21 protein-coding genes are annotated in these 20,942 nt (G+C 67.6%); 9 read left to right on the plus strand and 12 right to left on the minus strand.

Going from position 1 to position 20,942, the window contains the following annotated elements; all coding sequences use genetic code 11:
* Positions 1–3: 3 nt before the first annotated feature.
* The 7 genes from LDO29_RS04165 to LDO29_RS04195 are packed head-to-tail and all read right to left on the minus strand — an operon-like array spanning position 4 to position 5,926.
* Positions 4–414 (minus strand): nuclear transport factor 2 family protein, encoded by a 411-nt coding sequence (locus LDO29_RS04165; RefSeq protein WP_224078532.1) that lies wholly within the window; start codon positions 412–414, stop codon positions 4–6.
* The gene (locus tag LDO29_RS04170; RefSeq protein ID WP_224078533.1) at positions 407–1,123 is read right to left on the minus strand and encodes an ABC transporter ATP-binding protein; all 717 of its coding nucleotides are present in this window, start codon (positions 1,121–1,123) and stop codon (positions 407–409) included. The genes LDO29_RS04165 and LDO29_RS04170 overlap by 8 nt, the downstream gene beginning before the upstream one ends.
* Positions 1,124–1,125: 2 nt before the next feature.
* A complete protein-coding gene (locus LDO29_RS04175) occupies positions 1,126–1,935 on the minus strand; it encodes an ABC transporter ATP-binding protein (protein ID WP_224078534.1) in 810 nt (269 codons plus the stop codon).
* Complete coding sequence (locus tag LDO29_RS04180; protein ID WP_224078535.1) at positions 1,932–2,882, minus strand: branched-chain amino acid ABC transporter permease; 951 nt, start codon at positions 2,880–2,882, stop codon at positions 1,932–1,934. Before LDO29_RS04180 ends, LDO29_RS04175 begins: the two co-directional genes overlap by 4 nt.
* A 3-nt stretch (positions 2,883–2,885) precedes the next feature.
* Positions 2,886–3,773 (minus strand): branched-chain amino acid ABC transporter permease, encoded by an 888-nt coding sequence (locus LDO29_RS04185; RefSeq protein WP_224078536.1) that lies wholly within the window; start codon positions 3,771–3,773, stop codon positions 2,886–2,888.
* Between the two features lie 26 nt (positions 3,774–3,799).
* Positions 3,800–4,966, minus strand: coding sequence for an ABC transporter substrate-binding protein (locus LDO29_RS04190; RefSeq protein WP_224078537.1), 1,167 nt, complete (start codon positions 4,964–4,966; stop codon positions 3,800–3,802).
* Positions 4,967–5,008: 42 nt separating this feature from the next.
* Positions 5,009–5,926 (minus strand): NAD(P)-dependent oxidoreductase, encoded by a 918-nt coding sequence (locus tag LDO29_RS04195; RefSeq protein ID WP_224078538.1) that lies wholly within the window; start codon positions 5,924–5,926, stop codon positions 5,009–5,011.
* A gap of 467 nt (positions 5,927–6,393) precedes the next feature.
* On the opposite strand from LDO29_RS04195, the gene LDO29_RS04200 reads away from it, so the two are divergent.
* The 8 genes from LDO29_RS04200 (at position 6,394) to LDO29_RS04235 (ending at position 14,826) form a co-directional block, all read left to right on the plus strand.
* Entirely contained in the window at positions 6,394–7,356 is a 963-nt protein-coding gene (locus tag LDO29_RS04200) for a VOC family protein (protein ID WP_224078539.1), read from the plus strand.
* A gap of 115 nt (positions 7,357–7,471) precedes the next feature.
* Positions 7,472–8,326: a fumarylacetoacetate hydrolase family protein gene (locus LDO29_RS04205; protein ID WP_224078540.1), complete on the plus strand. Its 855-nt coding sequence runs from the start codon at positions 7,472–7,474 to the stop codon at positions 8,324–8,326.
* 145 nt (positions 8,327–8,471) lie between these two features.
* Complete coding sequence (locus LDO29_RS04210; RefSeq protein ID WP_396022622.1) at positions 8,472–9,266, plus strand: GntR family transcriptional regulator; 795 nt, start codon at positions 8,472–8,474, stop codon at positions 9,264–9,266.
* 199 nt (positions 9,267–9,465) lie between these two features.
* Complete coding sequence (locus tag LDO29_RS04215) at positions 9,466–9,852, plus strand: DoxX family protein (RefSeq protein ID WP_224078541.1); 387 nt, start codon at positions 9,466–9,468, stop codon at positions 9,850–9,852.
* Between the two features lie 8 nt (positions 9,853–9,860).
* The gene (locus tag LDO29_RS04220) at positions 9,861–12,047 is read left to right on the plus strand and encodes an FUSC family protein (protein ID WP_224078542.1); all 2,187 of its coding nucleotides are present in this window, start codon (positions 9,861–9,863) and stop codon (positions 12,045–12,047) included.
* 184 nt (positions 12,048–12,231) lie between these two features.
* Positions 12,232–13,713: an efflux transporter outer membrane subunit gene (locus tag LDO29_RS04225; RefSeq protein WP_224078543.1), complete on the plus strand. Its 1,482-nt coding sequence runs from the start codon at positions 12,232–12,234 to the stop codon at positions 13,711–13,713.
* A 15-nt stretch (positions 13,714–13,728) separates the two neighbouring features.
* Positions 13,729–13,929 carry a DUF1656 domain-containing protein gene (locus LDO29_RS04230; protein WP_224078544.1) on the plus strand — a complete coding sequence of 67 codons (201 nt, stop codon included), beginning with the start codon at positions 13,729–13,731 and terminating at the stop codon, positions 13,927–13,929.
* 27 nt (positions 13,930–13,956) lie between these two features.
* Positions 13,957–14,826 (plus strand): efflux RND transporter periplasmic adaptor subunit, encoded by an 870-nt coding sequence (locus LDO29_RS04235; RefSeq protein ID WP_224078545.1) that lies wholly within the window; start codon positions 13,957–13,959, stop codon positions 14,824–14,826.
* 36 nt (positions 14,827–14,862) lie between these two features.
* Here LDO29_RS04235 and leuD read toward each other — a convergent pair whose 3' ends face one another.
* From leuD to LDO29_RS04255, 4 genes are read right to left on the minus strand one after another with little or no spacing between them, the layout of a single operon-like run.
* Positions 14,863–15,513 (minus strand): 3-isopropylmalate dehydratase small subunit, encoded by a 651-nt coding sequence (gene leuD / locus LDO29_RS04240; protein ID WP_224078546.1) that lies wholly within the window; start codon positions 15,511–15,513, stop codon positions 14,863–14,865.
* A complete protein-coding gene (gene leuC / locus LDO29_RS04245; RefSeq protein ID WP_224078547.1) occupies positions 15,510–16,943 on the minus strand; it encodes a 3-isopropylmalate dehydratase large subunit in 1,434 nt (477 codons plus the stop codon). The genes leuD and leuC overlap by 4 nt, the downstream gene beginning before the upstream one ends.
* Before the next feature lie 24 nt (positions 16,944–16,967).
* Complete coding sequence (locus tag LDO29_RS04250) at positions 16,968–17,912, minus strand: hydroxymethylglutaryl-CoA lyase (RefSeq protein WP_224078548.1); 945 nt, start codon at positions 17,910–17,912, stop codon at positions 16,968–16,970.
* Positions 17,913–17,939: 27 nt separating this feature from the next.
* Entirely contained in the window at positions 17,940–19,175 is a 1,236-nt protein-coding gene (locus LDO29_RS04255) for a CaiB/BaiF CoA transferase family protein (RefSeq protein ID WP_224078549.1), read from the minus strand.
* 70 nt (positions 19,176–19,245) lie between these two features.
* Here LDO29_RS04255 and LDO29_RS04260 point away from each other — a divergent pair, with 70 nt between their 5' ends.
* The gene (locus LDO29_RS04260) at positions 19,246–20,100 is read left to right on the plus strand and encodes an IclR family transcriptional regulator domain-containing protein (RefSeq protein ID WP_224078550.1); all 855 of its coding nucleotides are present in this window, start codon (positions 19,246–19,248) and stop codon (positions 20,098–20,100) included.
* Here LDO29_RS04260 and LDO29_RS04265 read toward each other — a convergent pair.
* The gene (locus LDO29_RS04265; protein WP_224078551.1) at positions 20,097–20,930 is read right to left on the minus strand and encodes a dioxygenase family protein; all 834 of its coding nucleotides are present in this window, start codon (positions 20,928–20,930) and stop codon (positions 20,097–20,099) included. The genes LDO29_RS04260 and LDO29_RS04265 overlap by 4 nt on opposite strands.
* Positions 20,931–20,942: the final 12 nt, after the last annotated feature.

Here is a 20,942-nt window from a genome sequence, read left to right on the forward strand (position 1 = left end):
TTCCTATGAACGTTTGGGAATGGGGGTCGACGCCCAGGCCAGCATGCGCCAGCCGCCGCCGTCGCGCTTCCACACGCTGAGGAAGCGGTTGTCCAGCGTGCGCTCGACCTCGTCGACGATGGCGCGCAGCAGCGCCTTGCCCTGCATGACGGCAACGTCGCCATGCAGTTGGCGGACGACTTCCTGCACGTCGGCATCGAGGTACCGCACGTGGCCGCTGCGCAGGGACTCCAGGTATGCCGCCTTGCCTTCCTGCAGGGCCGACGAATGCGTATAGCTCAGGTCCTCGTGCAGCAGGCGGTCCAGCGCATCCAGGTCGCCGTCGAGCATGGCGCGGTAGCGCGCCTGGTCGGCGCGGTCCAGTTCCGACAGCGCCTGGTCGTCCGCGCGGGAAAGTTCGTGGATATCAGCCATGCAGGTATGCCTTGATGAGTGTCTTGTCGTTGAGCATCGCGCTCCATTCGCCGGTGCGTACCTCGTGGATGACGCGTCCGACCGACAGCACGTAGGCGCGGTCCGTCATCTCCGAGGCAATGGCCACGCTCTGTTCCACCAGCACGATGCTCATGCCGCGCGAGCGCAGCTGGTTCAGTACGGCGAGGATCTCCTTGACGATGCGCGGTGCAAGCCCGGTGGTCAGCTCGTCCATGATCAGCAGGTCCGGCTGCAGCAGCAGGGCGCGCGCGATGGCCACCATTTGCTGCTGCCCGCCGGAAAGCAGGCCTACCGTCGAGTGTGCGCGCTCGCGCAGGATGCTGAACAGGTCGCAGACCTCGTCGAACGAGAAGCGCTGTCCACCAGACCTGCGCTTGCCGGCCTGCTCGGCGAGCCGCAGGTTGTCGCGCACCGAGAGCTCGGCGAACAGGTTGCGGTTCTCCAGCACCACGGCAATGCCGTGCTCGAAGCGGCGGTGTCCGGGCACGTGGCTGATCTCGACACCGTCCTTGAGGATGCTGCCGGCCATCGGCCGGACCAGCCCGCACAGGGTGCGCACCAGCGCGGTCTTGCCGGCGCCGTTCGCGCCGACCACCGCCACCGCTTCGCCCTGCCCCACTTCCATCTCGATGTCATGCAGCACCGGCACGGGCCCGTAGCCGGCGCGCAATCCTTTCACTTTCAGCATGTTCAGACTCCCAGATAGGCTTCGCGCACACGGGCGTCGGCCTGCACCTCGTGCAGCGCGCCGGATGCGATGATCTCGCCGTAGTACAGCACGTGCACCGTGTCGCAGACGGTCATCAGGCCCATGTCGTGCGAAACCAGCAGGATGGTCATGCCCTCCTGGTTGAGCCGCGTAATCCAGCCTCGCAGCGTTTCGATCTCTTCGCTGTTCAGGCCTGAGGACGGCTCGTCCAGCAGCAGGATCTCCGGATGCCCGATGCAGGCACGCGCCAGCTCGACGATGCGCCGCTGCCCCGCCGGAAGGCTGCCGGCAAGCTTGTCGCGCAGCCGGCCAAGACCGAACTTCTCGCAGGCAGCTTCGGCGTTGGCACGCATCTGCGCCAGGTCGGCCCGCGCACGCGGGGTGCGCAGCATGGCCTGCACCACGCCGGAATGCGTGTCCTTGTAGCTGCCCGTCATCAGGTTTTCCAGCACGGTCATGTGCTCGAACACCTGCGGCGTCTGGAAGGTGCGCACCAGGCCCGCGCGGCTGCGTTCCTGCACAGTGTCGGCGGTAATGTCGCGCGAGGCGAGCGCGACCCTGCCCGCCTTCGGGCGCAGGAAGCCCGAGACAATGTTGAAGCACGTGGTCTTGCCGCTGCCGTTGGGCCCGATCAGGCCGACGATGCGTCCGACTGGCACGTTGAAGCTGACGTTGCGCAGCACGTCCAGCCCGCCAAAGCTGTGGGCGATGCTGTCGAGCCGCAGCAGCGTCGGCGCGGCGGCCTGCTGTGCTTGCGTGTTGGCCTCGAAGTGACGTTGTGGAGCATTCATCGCGCGCCCTCCTGCGACACGGCGGCGCGGCGCCACACCGGCACCAGCGCACCGACCAGCCCGCCGGGCATCAGCGTCACCACCAGCACCAGCGCAAGGCCGAACAGCACCTGATGGAAGTCGCCCAGGCTGCTCAGCAGTTCAGGCGCCAGCGCAACGAACAGCGCGCCAAGCACCACGCCATAGACCGAGCGCGCACCGGCCACCACCGGCGCCAGCAGGAAGACGATGGAGCGCTCCACGGTGAAGCTCTGCACGCTGACGAACGACACGTAGTGCGCAAACAGCGAGCCCGCGAGCGAACCCAGCATGGCCGACAGCACGAACATCACCGTCTTGAGGCGATGCATGTCGACGCCCAGCACTTCGGCCGCCGGCGCGGCGTCGCGCATGGCGCGCATGGCCAGGCCCGGACGCCCCTTGACCAGGTTGTCCGCCAGCCAAAGCAGCAGCAGCGTCAGCGGCCAGACGAAGTAGTAGTAGCGTTGGGGCGTATCCAGCGCGAAGCCGAACAGCGACAGCTTGGGAATGCCGGCAATGCCGAGCGTGCCGCCTGTCAGCCAGTCCCACTCGAAGAACAGCACCCCGGCGATGCTGCCGGCCGCCAGCGTGGCGAGGGCCAGGAAGAAGCCCCCAAGGCGCAATACGGGAAGGCCGACCGCCGCGGCCAGCGCGGCGCTGCACAGCAGGCCGGTGGCGACACCGGCCAGGATCGGCCAGCCCAGCGCCGTGGTGCAGTAGGCGGAGGCGTAGGCCCCGATGCCGTAGAACGCAGCCTGCGCCAGGTTCACCACACCGCATTGCCCCAGCAGCAGCCCCACGCCGAGTCCTCCCACGGCCAGGAAGGCGGCAAAGTTCAACATGTCCAGGTAGTGCCGCGACAGTACCTGCCCCGCCACCGCCCATACCAGTAACGCGGCAAGCGTCAGCGCGCGTGTCTTGTTCATCGGTCATCCTCCCCTGCGCGCCGCCCGGCCCAGCAGGCCATTGGGCAGCACGATCATGATCACAATCAGCATCGACAAGGCGACAACGTCGCGATAGCCGGACGGAAAGCCCAGCACCGCGAGCGACTCCGCCAGGCCCAGCACCAGCGCTCCGGCCACGGCACCCAATGGGTTCGTCAGCCCGCCCAGGATGGCAGCGGCAAACCCCTTGAGCGTGAGCCCGATGCCCATCTGGTAGTTCATGGCCAGCAGCGGCGTGACCAGGATGCCGGCAATGGCCCCGAATGCGCCGCCGAGCAGGAATGTCAGCGAGCGCATGCGGCGCACGTTGATGCCTGACGTGGTGGCGCCGTCGGGATCGAGCGATGCGGCGGTCATGGCCAGCCCGATCAGCGTGCGCGTGTAGAAGAACCGCAACCCGAGCACCAGCGCCGCGGCAATCGCGATCAGGGCCACCGCGTGCACCGGCATGGCGGCACCGAGGAACTCGATCACGCCGTCGCCGCCGATGGCGGGCAGCAGGTGCGAGTCGCGGCCGCCAAAGTAAAGCGCGGCGGCCGACAGCGCAAAAGCCAGGCCGATCGTCAGCAGCAGGAAGCTCTCCTCGCTGGCGCCGCGCCGGGTCATGGGCTGCACGAACAGCAGGTCGATGGCAAGGCCGCTGGCCGCGCCGGCAGCAATGCCCAGCACGATGGCCAGCGCATAGGGCAAGCCCGCGGACTGCAGTGCGAACACCGCCACCATGCCGCCGATCACGGCGAACTCGCCCTGCATGGCGTTGATGATGCGCGTGCCCTTGAAGATGATGGCAATGCCCACGCCGATTAGCGCGTAGACAAAGCCATTGGTGATTCCGGACACGATGGCCTGGACTATCAGATCAACAGACATACTGGTATCTCCCGCTCATCGTCCCGTCACGGCTTTGCCGCAGCATAGGGAAGCCGCACGAACTGCCCCTTCTGCAGGCGCGAATACGTGAAGCTCGCCAGCGTCAGCCCGCCCATGTCCGTCGCGGCAAAGTCATAGCGGGTGGTGGCGCCCTGGAACGGTCGGCGCAAAGCCGTGCACAGCTTCTCGCCTGACGCATCCGCGCCGGCATTGCGGAAGCCTTCGGCAAGCGCCATCACGGCGTCCCAGCCGGCGGCCGAGAAATGCTTGGGCAGCTTGCCGTACTCGGCACGATAGGCATCGACGAAGGCCTTCTGGCTGGGCAGCGGGTCCTCCGACACGATGAACTCCGGATGGATGATGTTGTCCGCCGCGTCGCCCATGGCCTTGACGGTCTCATAGGTGGCGGTGCCGTGCACCGAGATGATTGGCACGTTGACCTTGAGCTGGCGCACGTTGCGGAACGGCGCGGCCGAGGTCGAGATGATGATGATGGCGTCCGGCGAGGCGGCCTTGACCTTGGCGGCCTGCGTGGTGACGTCGGTGGCCGCGATCTCGAATTTCTCCACCTGGACGAAGTTCACGCCGTACTCGCGGTCCAGGCCCTTCATGCTGTTCCACACCACCTGGCCGTAGCCCGAGTCATGCAGCACGCCGATGCGCCTGGCGCCGTTGTCGCGGGCGTAGGACAGCACGGCGCGGGCATTCAGTTCCTGCGACGGCGTCAGGTGGAAGACGCAGGTACGCTGGCGCTCCACGGCCGGGCCGACGCCCGAGAACGCGAACAGCGGCACCTTCTGCGCCTGCGTGATGCCGCCGATGGCCACGGTCTGCGCAATGCCGCTCGGCCCGACAATGGCACGCACCTTCTCCGTGAACAGCAGCGCGTTGACCTTGGCCACCGCGGAATCGGGGCTGGAGGCGTCGTCCTCCATCACGATCTCCAGCGGACGGCCGTTGATGCCGCCGCGCGCATTGAGGACCTTCTGCGCGAGCAGTACGCCCTCGCGCTCGGCCAGGCCGACCTGCGCAATGCCGCCGGTGGTGGACAGCAGCGCGCCGATGCGGATGGGTTCGGCGCCGGGCTTGGCCTGCGCCTGCGCGGTAGTGGCGGCGCTGGCCAGGCCAAGGCCTGCCAGCAGGGCAGCCAGCATGCCGAAGGAACGGCGGCCGGTTTCGGTCTTGCGATTCATCGTTGTCTCCATGGGTCTTGTTGGTGGAATCTGTCTGTTGGATCAGGCGGCGCCATGGCCGGCCAGCGCGGCGTTGTCGATATCGCCGCCCAGCAGCGGCAGCACGTCGGCCAGCGCGGCAACGTCGAGGTGGCTCAGCCCGCGGCCCTGCAGCATCGCCAGGTACTGGCGCACGAGTGCCGACACCGGCAGCGCGGTGTCGTGCCAGCGGGCCACGGACAGCGCGAGGTCCAGGTCTTTCGCCACCAGTGCAATCGAGCCGGCGGGGCTGTATTCGCGCTGCTTGAGCTTGTCCGCCTTGGTGCGGAAGTGCGAACAGCCGACGATGCTGTCGTTGATGGCATCGACCATCAGCGCGCGGTCCAGGCCGGCGCGGCTGCCGAAGGCCATGGCCTCGCCGATGGCGGCGGTGCTCATGAACACCATCAGGTTGATCATCAGCTTGACGATGCGCGCCTCGTCCTGCGGGCCTACGTAGGACTGCCGCGCGCTCAGGCAGGCCAGTACGGGCTGCACCGCCTCGAACGCCGCCCGCGGCCCGGATACATAGCAGCCCAGCTGCGCACTGGCCGCCAGCGACACCGTGCCGGATACCGGCGCGCGCAGGTACTGGATGCCTGCTCGATCGAACGCCTGCGCGACGGCGGCGGATGCCTCGGGGGAAACAGTGCTCATGTCGACGTGGATGCCTGGCCGCGATGCCGCCGCCAGTACGCCGTCCGGGCCGGTGACCACATCGTGCAGGCCCTCGTCATTGAAGATGGTCGAGAACACGACATCGGCCTGCGCCGCGACATCCGCGGCCGACGCTCCGGCCCTTGCGCCGGCCTCGACCAGCGGTGCGTATTGCGAAGGCTTCCGGTCGAACACCGTCAGGTGGTAGCCCGCCTTCAGCAGGTTGAGGCACATCGGACGGCCCATGGCACCGGTGCCGATCCAGCCAATTCGTGGACGAGTCATCTAGTCTCCATTTTTTCGTCTAACGCAAACTATGTCGTTATGCGCAAAATTTAGGTGACAATGTCTGGCGGCACAAGGCGGGGTTTTTACGGGGGCGGACACTATCTCCCGCGTTCCCGGCACTTCCACCTTTTCAATCGTCATTCCCGCGGAGGCGGGAATCCAGCGTCTTTGAAGTCCCCCTCAGGGGGACAAAAAGCCACTAGGTCCCCGCCTCCGCGGGGACGACGACCAACGGTTACTCGAAAGCAAGCCGGCACGTGCATACGTCCACTGGTCTCTCCCTATGCTTCCCGCCGCCCGGCGCAATCAATATTCAAATCTTGTTTTTATATATTTTTTTGCTTAGTATAGCTTTTAAGCCGGATCTGCCAATGGGCAGATTCACCTAGCCGGAAGGCCCTGCCCGCACCGGGTGGGCCGGTTCCGGAATACAGGGAAAACAGAAACCGCAGGAGACGACAAACATGGACACTCATCGCGCCGATGCCAGCCAGCGTTCGCAAGCGCACGCGGCCGGACCGCGCCATGCCGTGCATTCGATCGACCATTACGCGCTTGAGGTGCCGGACCTGGCAGTGGCCCAGCACTTTCTCGACGCTTTCGGGCTGACCGTGCTGCGCACGCCGGATTGCCTGGAGGTCTACGCTGCCGACCAGCGCCGCTGGGCCCGGTTCTATCAAGGAGAACGCAAGCGCCTGGCCTACCTGAGCTTCAACTGCTTCGAAGGCGATTTCGCGGGCATCCGCCAGCAGCTGGCCGCCAGCGGCGCGACGCTGGTCGAGGACACGCGCTTCGATGACAAGTCCGGGATCTGGTTCTTCGACCCCGACGGCAACCTGATCCAGGTGAAGGTCGGCCCCAAGACCTCGCCGAGCAGCAAGCCGCCCGTGCGGCTGGAAAGCGCACCGGGCGGCCAGCGGGGCGCGGTGGTGCGCAGCCAGGTGCAGCGCGTGCAGCCGCGCCGCCTTTCCCATGTGCTGCTGTTCACGCCCAACGTGCAGCGAGCGTTGGACTTCTACCGCGACGCGCTGGGCCTGCGCCTGTCCGACCGCTCCGACGACATCATCGCCTTCACGCATGCGCCCTACGGCAGCGACCATCACCTGCTGGCGCTGGTGAAGAGCTCGGCCAAGGGCTGGCATCACGCCGCATGGGACGTCGACAGCGTCAACCACGTCGGCCAGGGCGCCAGCCAGATGGCGAAAGCGGGCTACCCGCAGGGCTGGGGCACCGGGCGCCACGTGCTCGGCTCGAACTACTTTTTCTATGTGCTCGACCCGTGGGGCTCGTTCTGCGAGTACTCGGCGGACATCGACTACATCCCCTCCGGGCAGGCGTGGCCGGCAGGGGACTTCGCGGCCGAGGACTCCCTGTACCAGTGGGGGCCGGATGTTCCCGAATACTTCATCCGCAATACCGAGGCCTGAACCCGAGGCCTGAACCCGTAGCCTGGGCGGCGCCAGCCATGGCCTGCGCCGCCTGCCGTACTTTTCGACAATCCCCCGCCGCGCATGGCGGCACAATTCCGACTGGAGCTGGAAAATGAAGTTGGCAACGTTTCTGCTGGATGGCCAGCAACGAGTGGGCCTGGTGTCCGACGAAGGTGTCTTTGCCCTGCCGCCGGTTGCCGGCAAGGATGTCGGCGCCCTCATCGACGCTAGACTCGGCCCGCAGCAATGGCACAGCCTGGTGGCCCAGGCATCGCCGGTGCCGGCCACGGCCGCGCTGACATGGCTGCCGCCGGTCATGAACCCGCGCAAGATCCTCTGTGTCGGCCTCAACTATGCCGACCATACCAAGGAGTCCCCGTACGAGCAGCCGGACTATCCGACGCTGTTCCTGCGCGTGCCGACCAGCATGGTGGGGCATGAGGGTGCCATCGTGCGCCCGCTGGCCAGCGACACGCTCGACTACGAGGGCGAACTCGCGGTGGTGATCGGCAAGGGCGGCAAGCATATCGCCCGCGAAGACGCCCTCAGCCACGTGTTCGGCTATTCCATCTTCAACGACGGCTCGGTGCGCGAGTACCAGTTCAAATCCCCGCAATGGACGGTGGGCAAGAACTTCGACGCGACCGGCGGCTTCGGCCCCTATGTCGTGACGGCCGACAAACTGCCGCCGGGCGCCGCCGGGCTGCAGCTGGAAACGCGGCTCAACGGAAAGGTGGTCCAGTCCGCCAGCACGTCGGACATGCTGTACGACGTGGCTTCCCTGATCACGATCATCAGCGAGGCCATCACGCTCGAACCCGGCGACGTCATCGTGGCCGGCACACCCTCCGGCATCGGCTGGGCGCGCGACCCCAAGCTGCTGATGCGCCACGGCGACGTGTGCGAAGTCAGCATCGAGGGGATCGGCACGCTGTCCAACCCCATCGCCGACGAACAGGTGCAGTAAGGCGCCGGGCCTGCGAGCCCGACCGCCACGGCCCTGCCTGCCACGTAAGGAGGCAGACAGGCCGGCCAGGAACTGCCGGGGCGATGCCCGGGCCTCGTGAAAATATATAATGATGCCGACCATCTATCTTTCTACGAGCCCGCCCGTGCCGACGAGATCCGCCAAGACCGCCGCCAAGCCTCCCGCCATCGATCCCGACGCCAGCGTGCTGCCGGACCTTGGCGGGCGCACCTGGGCGTCCGTCCTCGAACAGGCGGTCCGCGAGGACATCATCAGCGGCCGCCTGCCGGCCGGCAGCAAGCTGCGCCTGAAAGAGCTGGCCGAACACTACCAGGCCGGCGTGATCCCGCTGCGCGAGGCCCTGTCCCGGCTGTGCACCACGGGCTTCGTGCTGGCCATCGACCAGAAGGGCTTCCGGGTGGCGGAGCTGTCCCCGGAGGAACTGCTCGACATCACCCGCGTGCGGCAGCAGATCGAGAGCCAGGCGCTGCGCGAGGCCATCCGGCTGGCGGACATCGCCTGGGAGAGCGAAGTGGTGGCGGCGCACCATCGCCTGACGCGCATCCCGATGGTGCTGCGCGGCCAGGGCGGCGCGCTGAACCCCGAATGGGAAGCCGCGCATGTGGCCTTTCACGATGCGCTGATCGCCGGCTGCCATTCCCCGTGGCTGCGCCGCTTCTCGGCCGTGCTGCGCGACCAGACGGCACGCTACCGTTTCCTCTCGCTTGCCGTGCCCAAGGCCGAGCGGACCCGGGACGTGGCGGCGGAGCACGAGGCCATCGTCAGCGCCGTGGTCGCGCGCAACGCCGACCGGGCCTGCAAGCTGCTGTCGGACCATTTCCAGCAAACCACCGACCTGGTGCTCCGGTACCTTGCGCAGCAGAAAGCCGGCGCCGCGCCGGCACGCAAGCGCAAGGCCGCTGCCGAAGCCACCGCCTGACCTCCGCCTGATCCCCACCTGACACGGCCGCGCCCGCAGCCAGCCGGGCCGCAGGCGCGCGCCGGCTGCCGCTCGCCCCTGTTCTTCCGCGCCGAACAGCGTGTTCTGCCGCTGCCTCTCACACCCGATGCGCGCCCTCGCCTATCCTGCACAGGCCCCCGGCCTGAACCCGCCGGGAAGGCTATTTCGGGAAGCCCCCATGTCCGACTACTATCTCCTTGCCGGCCGCCTGTTCATTGCCTTCATGTTCGTGCTCAGCGGCGCCAACAAGCTGCTGTTCTTCAGCCACGGGCTGGACGAGGTCAGGGCACGCAACCTGCCGTTCCCGCGCGTGGCGCTGACCGCCACCATCATCGTCCAGCTCATCTGCGGGCTGGCCATCATGGCCGGATACCAGACTACGGTGGCGTCGCTGCTGCTGGCGTTGTTCACGCTCGCCACGGCCGTGATCTTCTATGATTTCTGGAACCAGAAAGGGCCCCAGCGCACATTGCTGTTCACGGGCTTCCTGGAACATGTCAGCATCATTGGCGGCTTCGCTATCCTGATGGGCGCGGGCCCCGGCAGCATCGTGCTGCATCCCTGAGGACTACCATGGACGCCAGGGCGCTACGGGCCGGCGCATGGCCGGCCACGCTGGCCGCGGCGGCCCTCGAATACTGGCAGGCAGACGGCGCCCGCTGGCTGCATGCCGGCAAGACCGCGCTTGCGGTGGTCATGGCGACATGGCTGAGCATGCGGCTTGAACTGTCGTCGCCGCGCACCGCCATGGTCTCGGTGGTGATCCTGATGATGCACCAGCACAGCGGCATGGTGCTGGCGCGCGGGTTCTACCGCGCCGTGGGCATGCTGGCGGGCAGCCTGGCGGCGCTGGCGCTGTTCCATGCTTTCCCCCAGGAGCGCGTGCTGTTCTTCGCGTGCCTGTCCATCTGGATCGGACTGTGCGTAGCGGGCGCGGCCTACTACCGCAACTACCAGTCGTACGGCTTCGTCCTGTCCGGCTATGCCACCTGCATTGCCGCCGTGCCGTCCATCAACAACCCCTACGGCATCTTTGACAACGTCGTGGTCAGCCTCAGCGAGGTATCCATCGGCATCCTCTGCGCCGGGCTGGTGAGCGGCCTGGTCTTTCCGCAGCGCGTCACGGCCATGCTGCTCAGCGCCGGGCAGCAGCATGTCGCGGGGTTCATCGGCTTCATCCGCCAGGCGCTGCGCGGCGACCAGGCCCCGGACGCGCTGAAACTGACCCACCTGCGGCTGATGGGCGAGCGCGCCCAGCTGGAAAACCTGCGCAGCGCCACCGTCTTCGAAAGCCCGGAAATGCGCGTGAACAATGCGCTGATGATCCGGCTGAACCATGACTTCCTGGACGCAGTCGCGCGCTTCCACAGCCTCCACCAGTTGCAGGCGCGCGTCGCGCGGGCGGCGGACCATCGCGCCGGGGAGGCGCTGCAGGCCCTGTCCGGGCGCGTGCTCGACGCCCTGCCCGCGGTCGAGCCGGGCGGCGGCCTCGGCCTGGAACAGGCGCGCGCGCTGCACGCACGCCTGCAGGCCCTGCGCGAGGACATGCCCGGGCACATCCTGTCGGCACGCGCCAGCCTGGCGGATGCCGGGGCCGCCACGCGCGACCGCTTCGCCGCGGGCGCGCTGGTGCTCGACGACGGCGTTGCCGACCTGCTGGCCTTCACCGGCAACTACGTGGCGCTGCGCAGCCCGCGCCCCGCGGACGAGCCGCCCGCCACCGCCGACCGCCCCGACAGGCTCCTGAGCTCGGCCAACCGGGCCTTTGCCATGGCGTCGGGGCTGCGCGCGGCCATTGCCATCCTTGCCTGCTCATGGCTGTGGGTCGCCTCGGGCTGGAGCAACGGCGGCTCCGCGCTCATCTCCACGACCATCGCCATTGCGCTCTATTCGATCATGCCCCGGCCCACCACTGTGGCCAGGCACATGCTGATCGGCTGCCTGGCAGCCTGGCTCGCCGGCATGGTGTTCAACTTTGCCCTGCTGCCCCGGCTTGACGGCTTCGTGCTGCTGACCGCCTGCCTGGTGCCGTTCATCCTGGCCGGCAGTTTCCTCGGCACATTCCCTCCCACCGCAATCATCGGACTCGGCTTCGGCATCTACTTCTGCTTCCTCACCAACCTGGCGAACCCCGCGGTCTACAACCCGGTGGCCTACATGGACGCGGGGCTCGCCACGCTGCTCGGCATCGGGCTGGCTTCGCTGGCGTTTGCCACCATCGTGCCCACCGGCAGCCACTGGCTGGCCGACCGCTACCTGCGCCAGCTGCGTGCGCTGGTGGCCACGCGGGTCTGCTACGGCTCGCTGGCGGGCCTGCGCCTGACCTTCGAAAGCAATCTGCGGGACTTCATCCAGTACGCCGGCACGCGGCCGGCCACCGGCCGTGCCAGCCAGGCGGTGATGCTGAACTGGTCGTTCGCCGCGCTGGAGATTGGCCTGGCCGTGATCTACATTCGGGAAGCCGTGGCGCGCCATGTCATGCCAGGCCCGTGGCAAGCACAGCAAGACCTGCTGCTGGCCGCCGTGGCAGGCCTGTTCCAGGCGCCATCGCCCCACACGCTGCAACGGGCGGTGGAGACGGTCGAGCAGGTGATCCGCGAGACCGCGGAGTCCGCGGACTGGGGCAACGATGCCTCCGGCGCGCTCACCGCCGGCCCGGCCCGGGTGCGCGCCCAGCTGCATGTCATCCGGCTGTCCCTGCTCGACGACGCATTCCCGCTGCTGGATCCTGCCGCGGAAACCGAAGAACGGGCTGCCTGAATCTGCCATGGTATCCGCTGCACCCACCCACCCAGGATCCATGGCTAACCTGTTGATTGTGTTGGTACGCTCAAGCATCAAATGCCACCGTCGTTCCCGCGCAGGCGGGAATCCAGCGTCTTTGAAGTCCCCCGAAGGGGGACAAAACGCCACTGGGTCCCCGCCTGCGCGGGGACGACAACCGTTGGTTGCTGGATGGCAAGCTGGCACGCGCAAGCGTGCATCTGCCTCTCCCTGGACCCGACTCATCACCTGCTGCGCAGCCGCCCTGGTACTGGCCGGCTGTGCCGACACGGGCGGCATCACCCCCGCATCCACGCCCATCGATGCCGCCGCGGTAGACCCCGGCGCGGCGCTGCGCGCCACCCAGCAGGACGCCGGCTGGCCCCGGCAGGCCTGGTGGGAGCACATGGGAGACCCCAGGCTGAACGCGCTGGTCACGCAATCCGTTGCCGGCAACCCGGACATGCGCATCGCACTGGCGCGCAGCGAGCTCGCCGAGGGCCTGGCCGGGGTGGCTGGCGCGGCGACCGAGCCGAACCTCAGCGCGGGCGGTGCCTTCGGCCGCACCCGCTTTCCGCGCCTGGCCACCCCACAGCCGCTTGGCGGCCACACCACCTGGAACAACCACATCAGCATCGACCTGTCCTACGACCTCGATCTCTGGGGCCGCAACCGCGCCGTCCTGCGGGGGGCGCTGGATGGCGTGCAGGCTACCGCCGCCGAAGCCCGCGCCGTGCAGATCAGCCTGGAAACCTCCGTGGTGCGGGCGTATGTGGACCTGGCGCTGCAATATGCCCTGCTGGATGTCAGCCAGGCCAACCTGGCGCGGCAGCGCAACATCTACGACATCATCCGCAAGCGTGCCGGCCGCGGCCTCGCCAGCGAACTGGAACTGAGCGAAGCGCAGACCCCGATCGCCGCGCTGGAGGCGCAGGTGCTGCAGGCGGAACGGCAGATCGCGCTGGCGAAGAACCAGATCGCCATCCTCAGCGGCCAGGGCCCCGGCGCCGGCGACGCGCTGGAGCGCCCCCGCCTGCTGCTGGACACCCCTGTTGCCGTACCGGCGTCATTGCCGGCCGAACTCGTGGGGCACCGCCCCGACGTGGTGGCGCAACGCTGGCGCGTGCAGGCTGCGGCGCAGGGCATCAAGGCTGCCAAGGCGGACTTCTACCCGAACATCAACCTGGTGGCGAGCGTCGGGCTGGCTTCCGCCGCGTTCGGCAACTTCTTCACCTTCGTCAGCCGCGACGCCATTGGCCACAACGTGGGGGCAGCGCTTTCGCTGCCGCTGTTCGACGGCGGACGGCGTCGGGGCAACTACACCGTGGCCACCGCCAACTACGACGTAGCCGTGGAGACCTACAACAAGACCGTGCTGGCCGCGTTCCAGGGCGTGGCGGACCAGGTGATCTCGCTGCAGTCGCTGGGCCGCCAGCAGCAAGGCATCGAGGCATCGCTGAAGTCCGCGCAGCGCGCCTATGCCCTGGCGGAGAAAGGCTACCGCGGCGGCTTCACCGACTACCTGAACGTGCTGGCCACGGAAAACGAGCTCCGGCGCCAGCAGCTTGCGCTGGCACTGGTCCAGGCCGCGCGGCTGGACGCGTGGGCGCGGCTGATGCTGGCCCTGGGCGGCGGATACGATGCCGCGCAAGCGCAACCCTGACCGGAGCCACTGCCCATGCCCCGGGAAATCGCCCTGTTTTACGTGCTGATGCCATCGCTGCTGCCGGTATTCCTGGCATGCGGAGCGCTGTACTGGCTGCTCGACCGGCTCCTGACACGCATCGGCCTGTATCGGTGGGTATGGCATCCGGCCCTGTTGCGGGCCGCGCTCTTTGTCTGCCTTTTCAGCGGCATCGGCCTCCTGCTCTGGGACTGAGCGGGACCGATGCACCAGAACCACACCATGACATTCCGACCCCTGCTCCGCATCCTGGCAACCTGCCTGGTCGCCGCCGCCGCCATTGCCCTGGGCTACAGCCTGTGGGTGCACTACATGTACTCGCCGTGGACGCGCGACGGACGGGTACGTGCCGAGGTCATCAACATTGCCGCGGACGTCTCCGGGTTGGTGGCCCGCGTCGCCGTGCGCGACAACCAGGAAGTGCACCGAGGCGACCTGCTCTTCATCATCGACCAGGAGCGGTTCCGCCAGGCGCTGGCGCAGGCCGAGGCCCAGACGCAGGCCCGCAAGGCGGAACTGGACATGCGGCACCAGCAGGCCGTGCGCCGGCGCAACCTGGACAGTTCGGTGGTATCCGTCGAGAGCCGCGAAGATGTCGGCGCCCAAGAAAAGCAGGCTCTGGCCAACTACCAGGCCAGCCTGGCGGCGCTGGACACCGCGCGGCTCAACCTGCAGCGCAGCGAAGTGCATTCACCGGTGGACGGGTATGTGACCAACCTGAACCTGTTTGCCGGCGACTATGTCAGCGCGGGCAACGCGCGGATGGCGGTGATCGACAAGCATTCCTACTGGGTCTATGGCTACTTCGAAGAGACCAAGCTTGCCAACGTGAAGATCGGCGCGAAGGTGGAAGTCCGCCTGATGTCGGGCGGCGCCCCGCTGAAAGGGCACGTGGAAAGCCTCGCACGCGGCATTGCCGACCGCGACAACCCCACCGGTGCCAACCTGCTTGCCGATGTGAACCCGGTGTTCACGTGGATCCGGCTGGCGCAGCGGGTGCCGGTGCGGGTCCACCTGGATGAGGAACCCGCCGGACTGCCCCTGGCAATGGGGACGACTTGCACGGTGACCGTGTTGCAGGACAAGCCATAGCACGGCCGCTCGATATCAAGGTATCAAATCTGCCAGTCATTCCCGCGCAGGCGGGAACAGCCACGGCTCGCGCCGCGCCCGCTCCTGCTCGTAGCGCCGGATCGCGTCCTTGTGCTGCAGCGCCAGGGCGATGTCGTCCAGCCCGTTCAGCAGGCAATACTTCTTGAATGGATCCAGCGTGAAGGGAATGACCTCGCCCGCCGGTGTCGTCACGAGCTGCGCTGCCAGGTCGATCTGCAGCCGGTATCCCGGCGTGGCAGCAACCTCGGCGAACAGCCAGTCGACCGCATTGGCATCCAGTACGATCGGCAGCAGGCCGTTCTTCATGCAGTTGTTATGGAAGATGTCGGCAAAGCTCGGCGCAATCAGCGCGCGCAGGCCGAAATCCTCGAGCGCCCACGGCGCGTGTTCGCGCGACGATCCGCAGCCGAAGTTCTCGCGCGCCAGCAGCACCGAAGCGCCCTGGTAGCGCGGCTGGTTCAGCACGAAGTCCGGGTTGCGCGGCCGCAGCGAGCAGTCCTGCCCCGGTTTGCCATGATCGAAATAGCGCCACTCGTCGAACAGGTACGGGCCGAAGCCGCTGCGCTGGATGGACTTGAGGAATTGCTTGGGCAGGATGGCGTCCGTGTCCACGTTGGCGCGGTCAAGGGGTGCCACCAGCCCGTCGAGGACCGTAAAGGGCGTCATGCTGATTTCTCCTGCTGCAGGGTGCGCACGTCGACGAAATGGCCAGCCACCGCCGCCGCGGCGGCCATCTGCGGGCTGACCAGGTGCGTGCGGCCACCCGGCCCCTGCCTGCCTTCGAAATTCCGGTTGGAGGTAGATGCACAGCGCTCGCCGGGGGCGAGGCGGTCGTCGTTCATGCCCAGGCACATCGAGCATCCCGGCTCGCGCCATTCGAATCCGGCTGCGATGAAGACCTTGTCCAACCCCTCCACTTCCGCCTGCGACTTCACCAGCCCCGAGCCGGGCACCGCCAGCGCCTGGCGGATATTGGCCGCGACATGGCGGCCGCGCAGCACGGCGGCGGCGGCGCGCAGGTCTTCCAGACGTGCGTTGGTGCATGAGCCGATGAAGACCTTGTCGAGGGCAATGTCCGCCACCGGCGTGCCGGGCTGCAGCCCCATATAGGCCAGCGCCTGCTCCATGCCGCGGCGCCTGACGGGATCGGACTCCTTTTGCGGGTCGGGAACGCGCTCGCCGATCGGCACCACCATCTCGGGCGATGTGCCCCACGTCACGTGCGGCTGGATCGATGCGGCGTCGATGTCCACGACCGCGTCGAATACGGCATCCGGGTCGCTGCAAAGCGTGCGCCAGTAGGCGCTGGCGCTATCCCATTGCTCGCCTTGCGGCGCCTGCGGGCGATGCTCCAGGTAGGCCAGCGTGGTCGCGTCCACGGCAACCATGCCGGCACGCGCGCCCGCTTCGATGGCCATGTTGCAGACCGTCATGCGCGCTTCCATGCTCAGGCCGCGGATGGTGCTGCCGGCAAACTCGATCACGTGTCCGGTTGCGCCGGCCGTGCCGATGCGCCCGATCAGCGCCAGCGCGATGTCCTTGGCGGCCACGCCCGCCGGCAATTCGCCTTCCACCCGCACCAGCATCGAACGCGGCTTCTTCATCCACAGGCACTGCGCGCCCAGCACCTGCTCGACTTCGGAGGTGCCGATGCCGAACGCGAAGGCCGCGAACGCGCCGTGGGTAGACGTATGCGAGTCGCCGCAGGCAATGGTCATGCCCGGCAGCGTGGCGCCGCGCTCCGGCCCCACCACGTGCAGGATGCCCTGGCGCGGGTCATTCATGCCGAAGTTGACGATGCCTGCTTCGGCGCAATTGCGGTCCAGCGCCTCGACCTGGATGCGGCTGACCGGGTCGGCAATGCCCGCGGCGCGGTCGGTGGTGGGCACGTTGTGGTCCGCCGTGGCCAGCACCGATGCCGCCCGCCACACCTTGCGGCCATGCAGGCGCAGGCCTTCGAACGCCTGCGGGCTGGTCACCTCATTGACGAGGTGACGGTCGATATAGATCAGGGAAGGCCCATCGGCCTGCTCGTGAATGACGTGGCTGGCCCACAGCTTGTCGAGCAGGCTGGCCGGTCGATTGGCTTGCACCATGCTGCTTGTCTCCTCTTGCAAAGGTCATTGCCCGGCGCCGAGGGAAGGCGCGGGATGAAGTTCGGTACGCTTGCCGGCCTTGAGCACCTGCCCGGACACGTCGTGCCCCACCACGTCCGGCAATGCCCGCGCGACGCCGAGCAGGCGGTCCAGGTCGACGCCGGTCGGAATACCGGACGACTCGAGCATGTGCACGAGATCCTCCGTGCAGATGTTGCCGGTGGCGCCGGGCGCGAACGGGCAGCCGCCCAGCCCGCCCAGCGAGGCGTCGAAGCTGGTCGCGCCTGCTGCAAGACCGGCCAGCACATTGGCCAGCCCCATGCCGCGCGTATTGTGGAAATGCAGGGTCAGCGGCACGCCGGGAAACCACTCGCGGAAGGTCGATACCAGCTCGCCCACCTGGCGCGGATCGGCCATGCCGGTGGTGTCGGCCAGCGTGATGGCATGCATGCCCATGGCGAGGTACTGTTCGGCCGCCCAGCGCACGCGCGCCGGTGCAATGCCGCCTTCGAACGGGCAGCCGAACGACGTGGCGACGCAACCGCTCACGGCCAGGTCCGTGCCGCGCACCAGGTCCATCACGCCGCGGAACTGCGCCAGCGACTGCTCGCACGTCATGCGCATATTGGCGCGGTTGTGGGTCTCGCTGGCGGACATCACCAGGTTGATCTCGTCCAGCCCGCACTCCAGCGCGCGCTCGCCACCGCGCGCATTGGGCACCAGCGCGACGTAGGTCACGTCCTCGTGGCGGCGGATCTGCTTCGCGACCGCCTCGGCATCGCGCAGGTTCGGGATGGCCTTGGGCGAGACAAACGATGTGATCTCGATCTTGGCCAAACCCGTCGCCGACAACGCATCGATCAGCGCGATCTTCTGCTCGGTCGGCACGAACTGCGGCTCGATCTGGAAGCCGTCACGTACCGATACCTCGTTGATGAATACCCGCTGCGGGGCCTCTGCAAACCACATGGTGATCTCCTGTTGAATGGCCGCGTGTCAGACCACGCCTGATTCGCGCAGCGCCTGGAAGTCCTTGCCGGCGATGCCGATCGAGGCCAGGACTTCCTCGGTATGGGCGCCCAGTCCGGGGCCGACCCAGCGGGTCTGGCCCGGCGTTTCGCTCAGGCGCGGCACGATGCCCGGCAGCGACACGGCGTTGCCGTCGGGCAGCGCATGGGTCTCGATCATGTCGCGCGCCTGGTAGTGCGGATCGGCGCAGATGTCCGCCGCGGTATAGATGCGTCCGCAGGGAACGGCGGCGGCTTCGAGCACGTCGAGCACTTCGTCCAGGCTGCGTTCGCGGGTCCACGCGGTGATGGCGTCGTCGAGCATGGCGTTGTGCGCAACGCGCCCGTCGTTGTGTGCCAGGCGCGGGTCGCTCCCCAGGTCATCGCGTCCGATCGCCGTCATGAAGCGGCGGAAGATGGCGTCCCCGTTGCCAGCGATGATCACGTAGTGGCCGTCCTGGCACGGATAGGTATTGGACGGCGAAATGCCCGGCAAGCTGGCGCCGGAACGCTCGCGCACATGGCCGAACATGGCGTATTCGGGCACCAGGCTTTCCATCACCGCGAACACCGATTCGTACAGCGCCACGTCGATGAACTGCCCCTCGCCGCCATTGGCGCGCAGGTGGTGCATGGCCAGCAAGGCGCCGATCACGCCGTAAAGCGAAGCCAGCGTGTCGCCGATGCTCACGCCCGAACGCACCGGCGGGCGGTCCGGATAGCCGGACACGTAGCGCAGCCCGCCCATCGACTCCGCAATCGCGGCAAAGCCCGGGCGGTCCTTGTAGGGTCCGGTCTGCCCGTAGCCCGACACCCGCACCATGACCAGCGCCGGGTTGACGGCGCGCAGGTCTTCCCAGCCCAGGCCCCATTTCTCGAGCGTGCCGGGGCGGAAGTTCTCGACCACGATATCGGCTTCGGCCACGAGCTTGCGCACAATGTCCTGGCCGGCCGGCGAACGCAGGTCCAGCGTGACGGACTTCTTGTTGCGGCTCTGGCTGTACCACCACAGCGAAGTGCCATCATGCAGCTTGCGCCATTTGCGCAGCGGGTCGCCGTCCTGCGGCGGTTCGATCTTCAGGACTTCGGCGCCGAACTGCGCCAGCAGGCCGGCCGCGTACGGGCCGGCGATCAGCGATCCCAGTTCGACCACCCGCACCCCCTCAAGCGGCAATGGCCGCCCGGTGTCGGGCTTGCTGTCGGACGTACTTTCGGCTTGGGTCATTCTGCTACCTCACACAACTTGTCTCGTTCATCAAATGGGGCATCCGTCCAAGTACGGATAAAATGCCGTCATGACATCGACCGCCCAGCCCCGCCCTCCCGCCAGTGAAGACCCGCCGTCGCGGCTGGACGAGGGTCATCGTGACTACGTGGCAGCCCTGGCGCGCGGGCTGGCCGTCATCCAGGCGTTCACCGAAGGCTCGCCCGAAATGACCCTGAGCGAAGTCGCCCAGGCCACCGGCATGAGCCCGGCCACGGCACGCCGCGCATTGCTCACGCTGCAGTCGCTCGGCTATGTCGGCGCCAACGGCCGCCGCTTCCTGCTGCTGCCCAAGGTGCTGTCGCTGGGCGCGGCCTACCTCAGCTCGATGAACCTGCGCGACGTCGTCCAGCCCTTCCTGCAGGAGGTGGCCGACCGCTTTCGCGACTCGGTCTCCCTCGCCATCCTCGACGGCGACAGCGTGGTCTACCTGGCGCACGTGCCGAGCAGCCGGCGCATCGTGTTCCGCGCGTCCGTGGGCTACCGCCTGCCCGTGCACTGCACCTCGCTGGGCCTGGCGCTGCTGGCCCATGCCCCGCAGGCGCAGCAGGATGCCGTGCTGGCCAGGGCGCCGTTCCAGAAGTACACCCCGATGACGCTCAGCGAAGCAGACCAGTTGCGCACTGCCCTGGAGCAGGTGCGCGAGCAAGGCTATGCGCTGCAGGAAAGCCAGCTCGAGATCGGTGTGCTGTCGGTTGCCGTGCCGGTGCGGGACGCATCCCGCCGCGTCATTGCCGCCATCAACTGCTCCACCGAAGCCGGGCGCGCCAGCACGCAGGACCTGCTCTCCGAACGGCTGCCGGCGCTGCGCCAGGCCGCCGCCCTGATCGAATCCGCACTGCTGCGCGCGCCCGCGCTGGCCCACTCCATCACCGCTGCCGGTTAGGCGGCGGGTTCGAGGGCAATATCCAGCGTCACCAGTTGATGGCCATCGCGCTCCGGATGCGGGGTAACTTCCACGATATGGTCGGCAATGGTCGAGAAGATGCAGTCGACCGGGTTGGCGGGGTCGCCGGCGAAGTAGATCTGCGAAGTCAGTGTCTGGTAGCCCGGCTGCAGCACGCGGTAGTGGATATGCGGCGCGCGCTGGCGATTGCGGCCAAGCCGCTTCATCAGGATGCCCACGGCGGTATCCTCGCGGCCGATGATGTAGCCGCCGGGGCGGACCGTGAACACCTGGAAACCGCCCTGCTCGTCGCAACGCAGCTTGCCGCGCAGGTTGTCTTCGGACTGTGAGTCGTCCTCGTTCTCGTAGCGCCCGTACTGGTTGGGCTGCCACACGATGACCTGCGCCCCCGGCAGTACCTGGCCGGTTGCCGCATCCCTTACCTGCCCCCTCAGTTCCATCCGCTGGCCGGGCTCGTCTTCACCGGCGAGCTGGCAGGGATTCGGGCCTTCGGCCACGCCGTCTTTCGGGAAAGGACCGGTCACGTTCTGCGCGGTCGCTTCGCTGCCGGTGCGCGCGAGGTCCAGCGAACGCATGGTCAGGCCCATCATGTCGCACAGCATGATCAGCTCATCATCCCGCGCCACCTGGCCGAGCCAGCCGGCGATTCGATAGAGCTCCGCATCAGTCAGCCGCAGCTCGTCGAGCATCGCGTGGAAGTGGCGCAGCGCAATGGCGAACTTTGCCTGCAGGGCCGCGTCGGCACCGTCGGAATCCGCGCACATGGCTGCGAGCGCGCGGGACAGCGTGGGGTTGTTGGTCTGGTTCATCTTCGTCTCCAT

Source organism: Cupriavidus laharis (assembly GCF_914271435.1).
Classification (GTDB): domain Bacteria; phylum Pseudomonadota; class Gammaproteobacteria; order Burkholderiales; family Burkholderiaceae; genus Cupriavidus; species Cupriavidus laharis.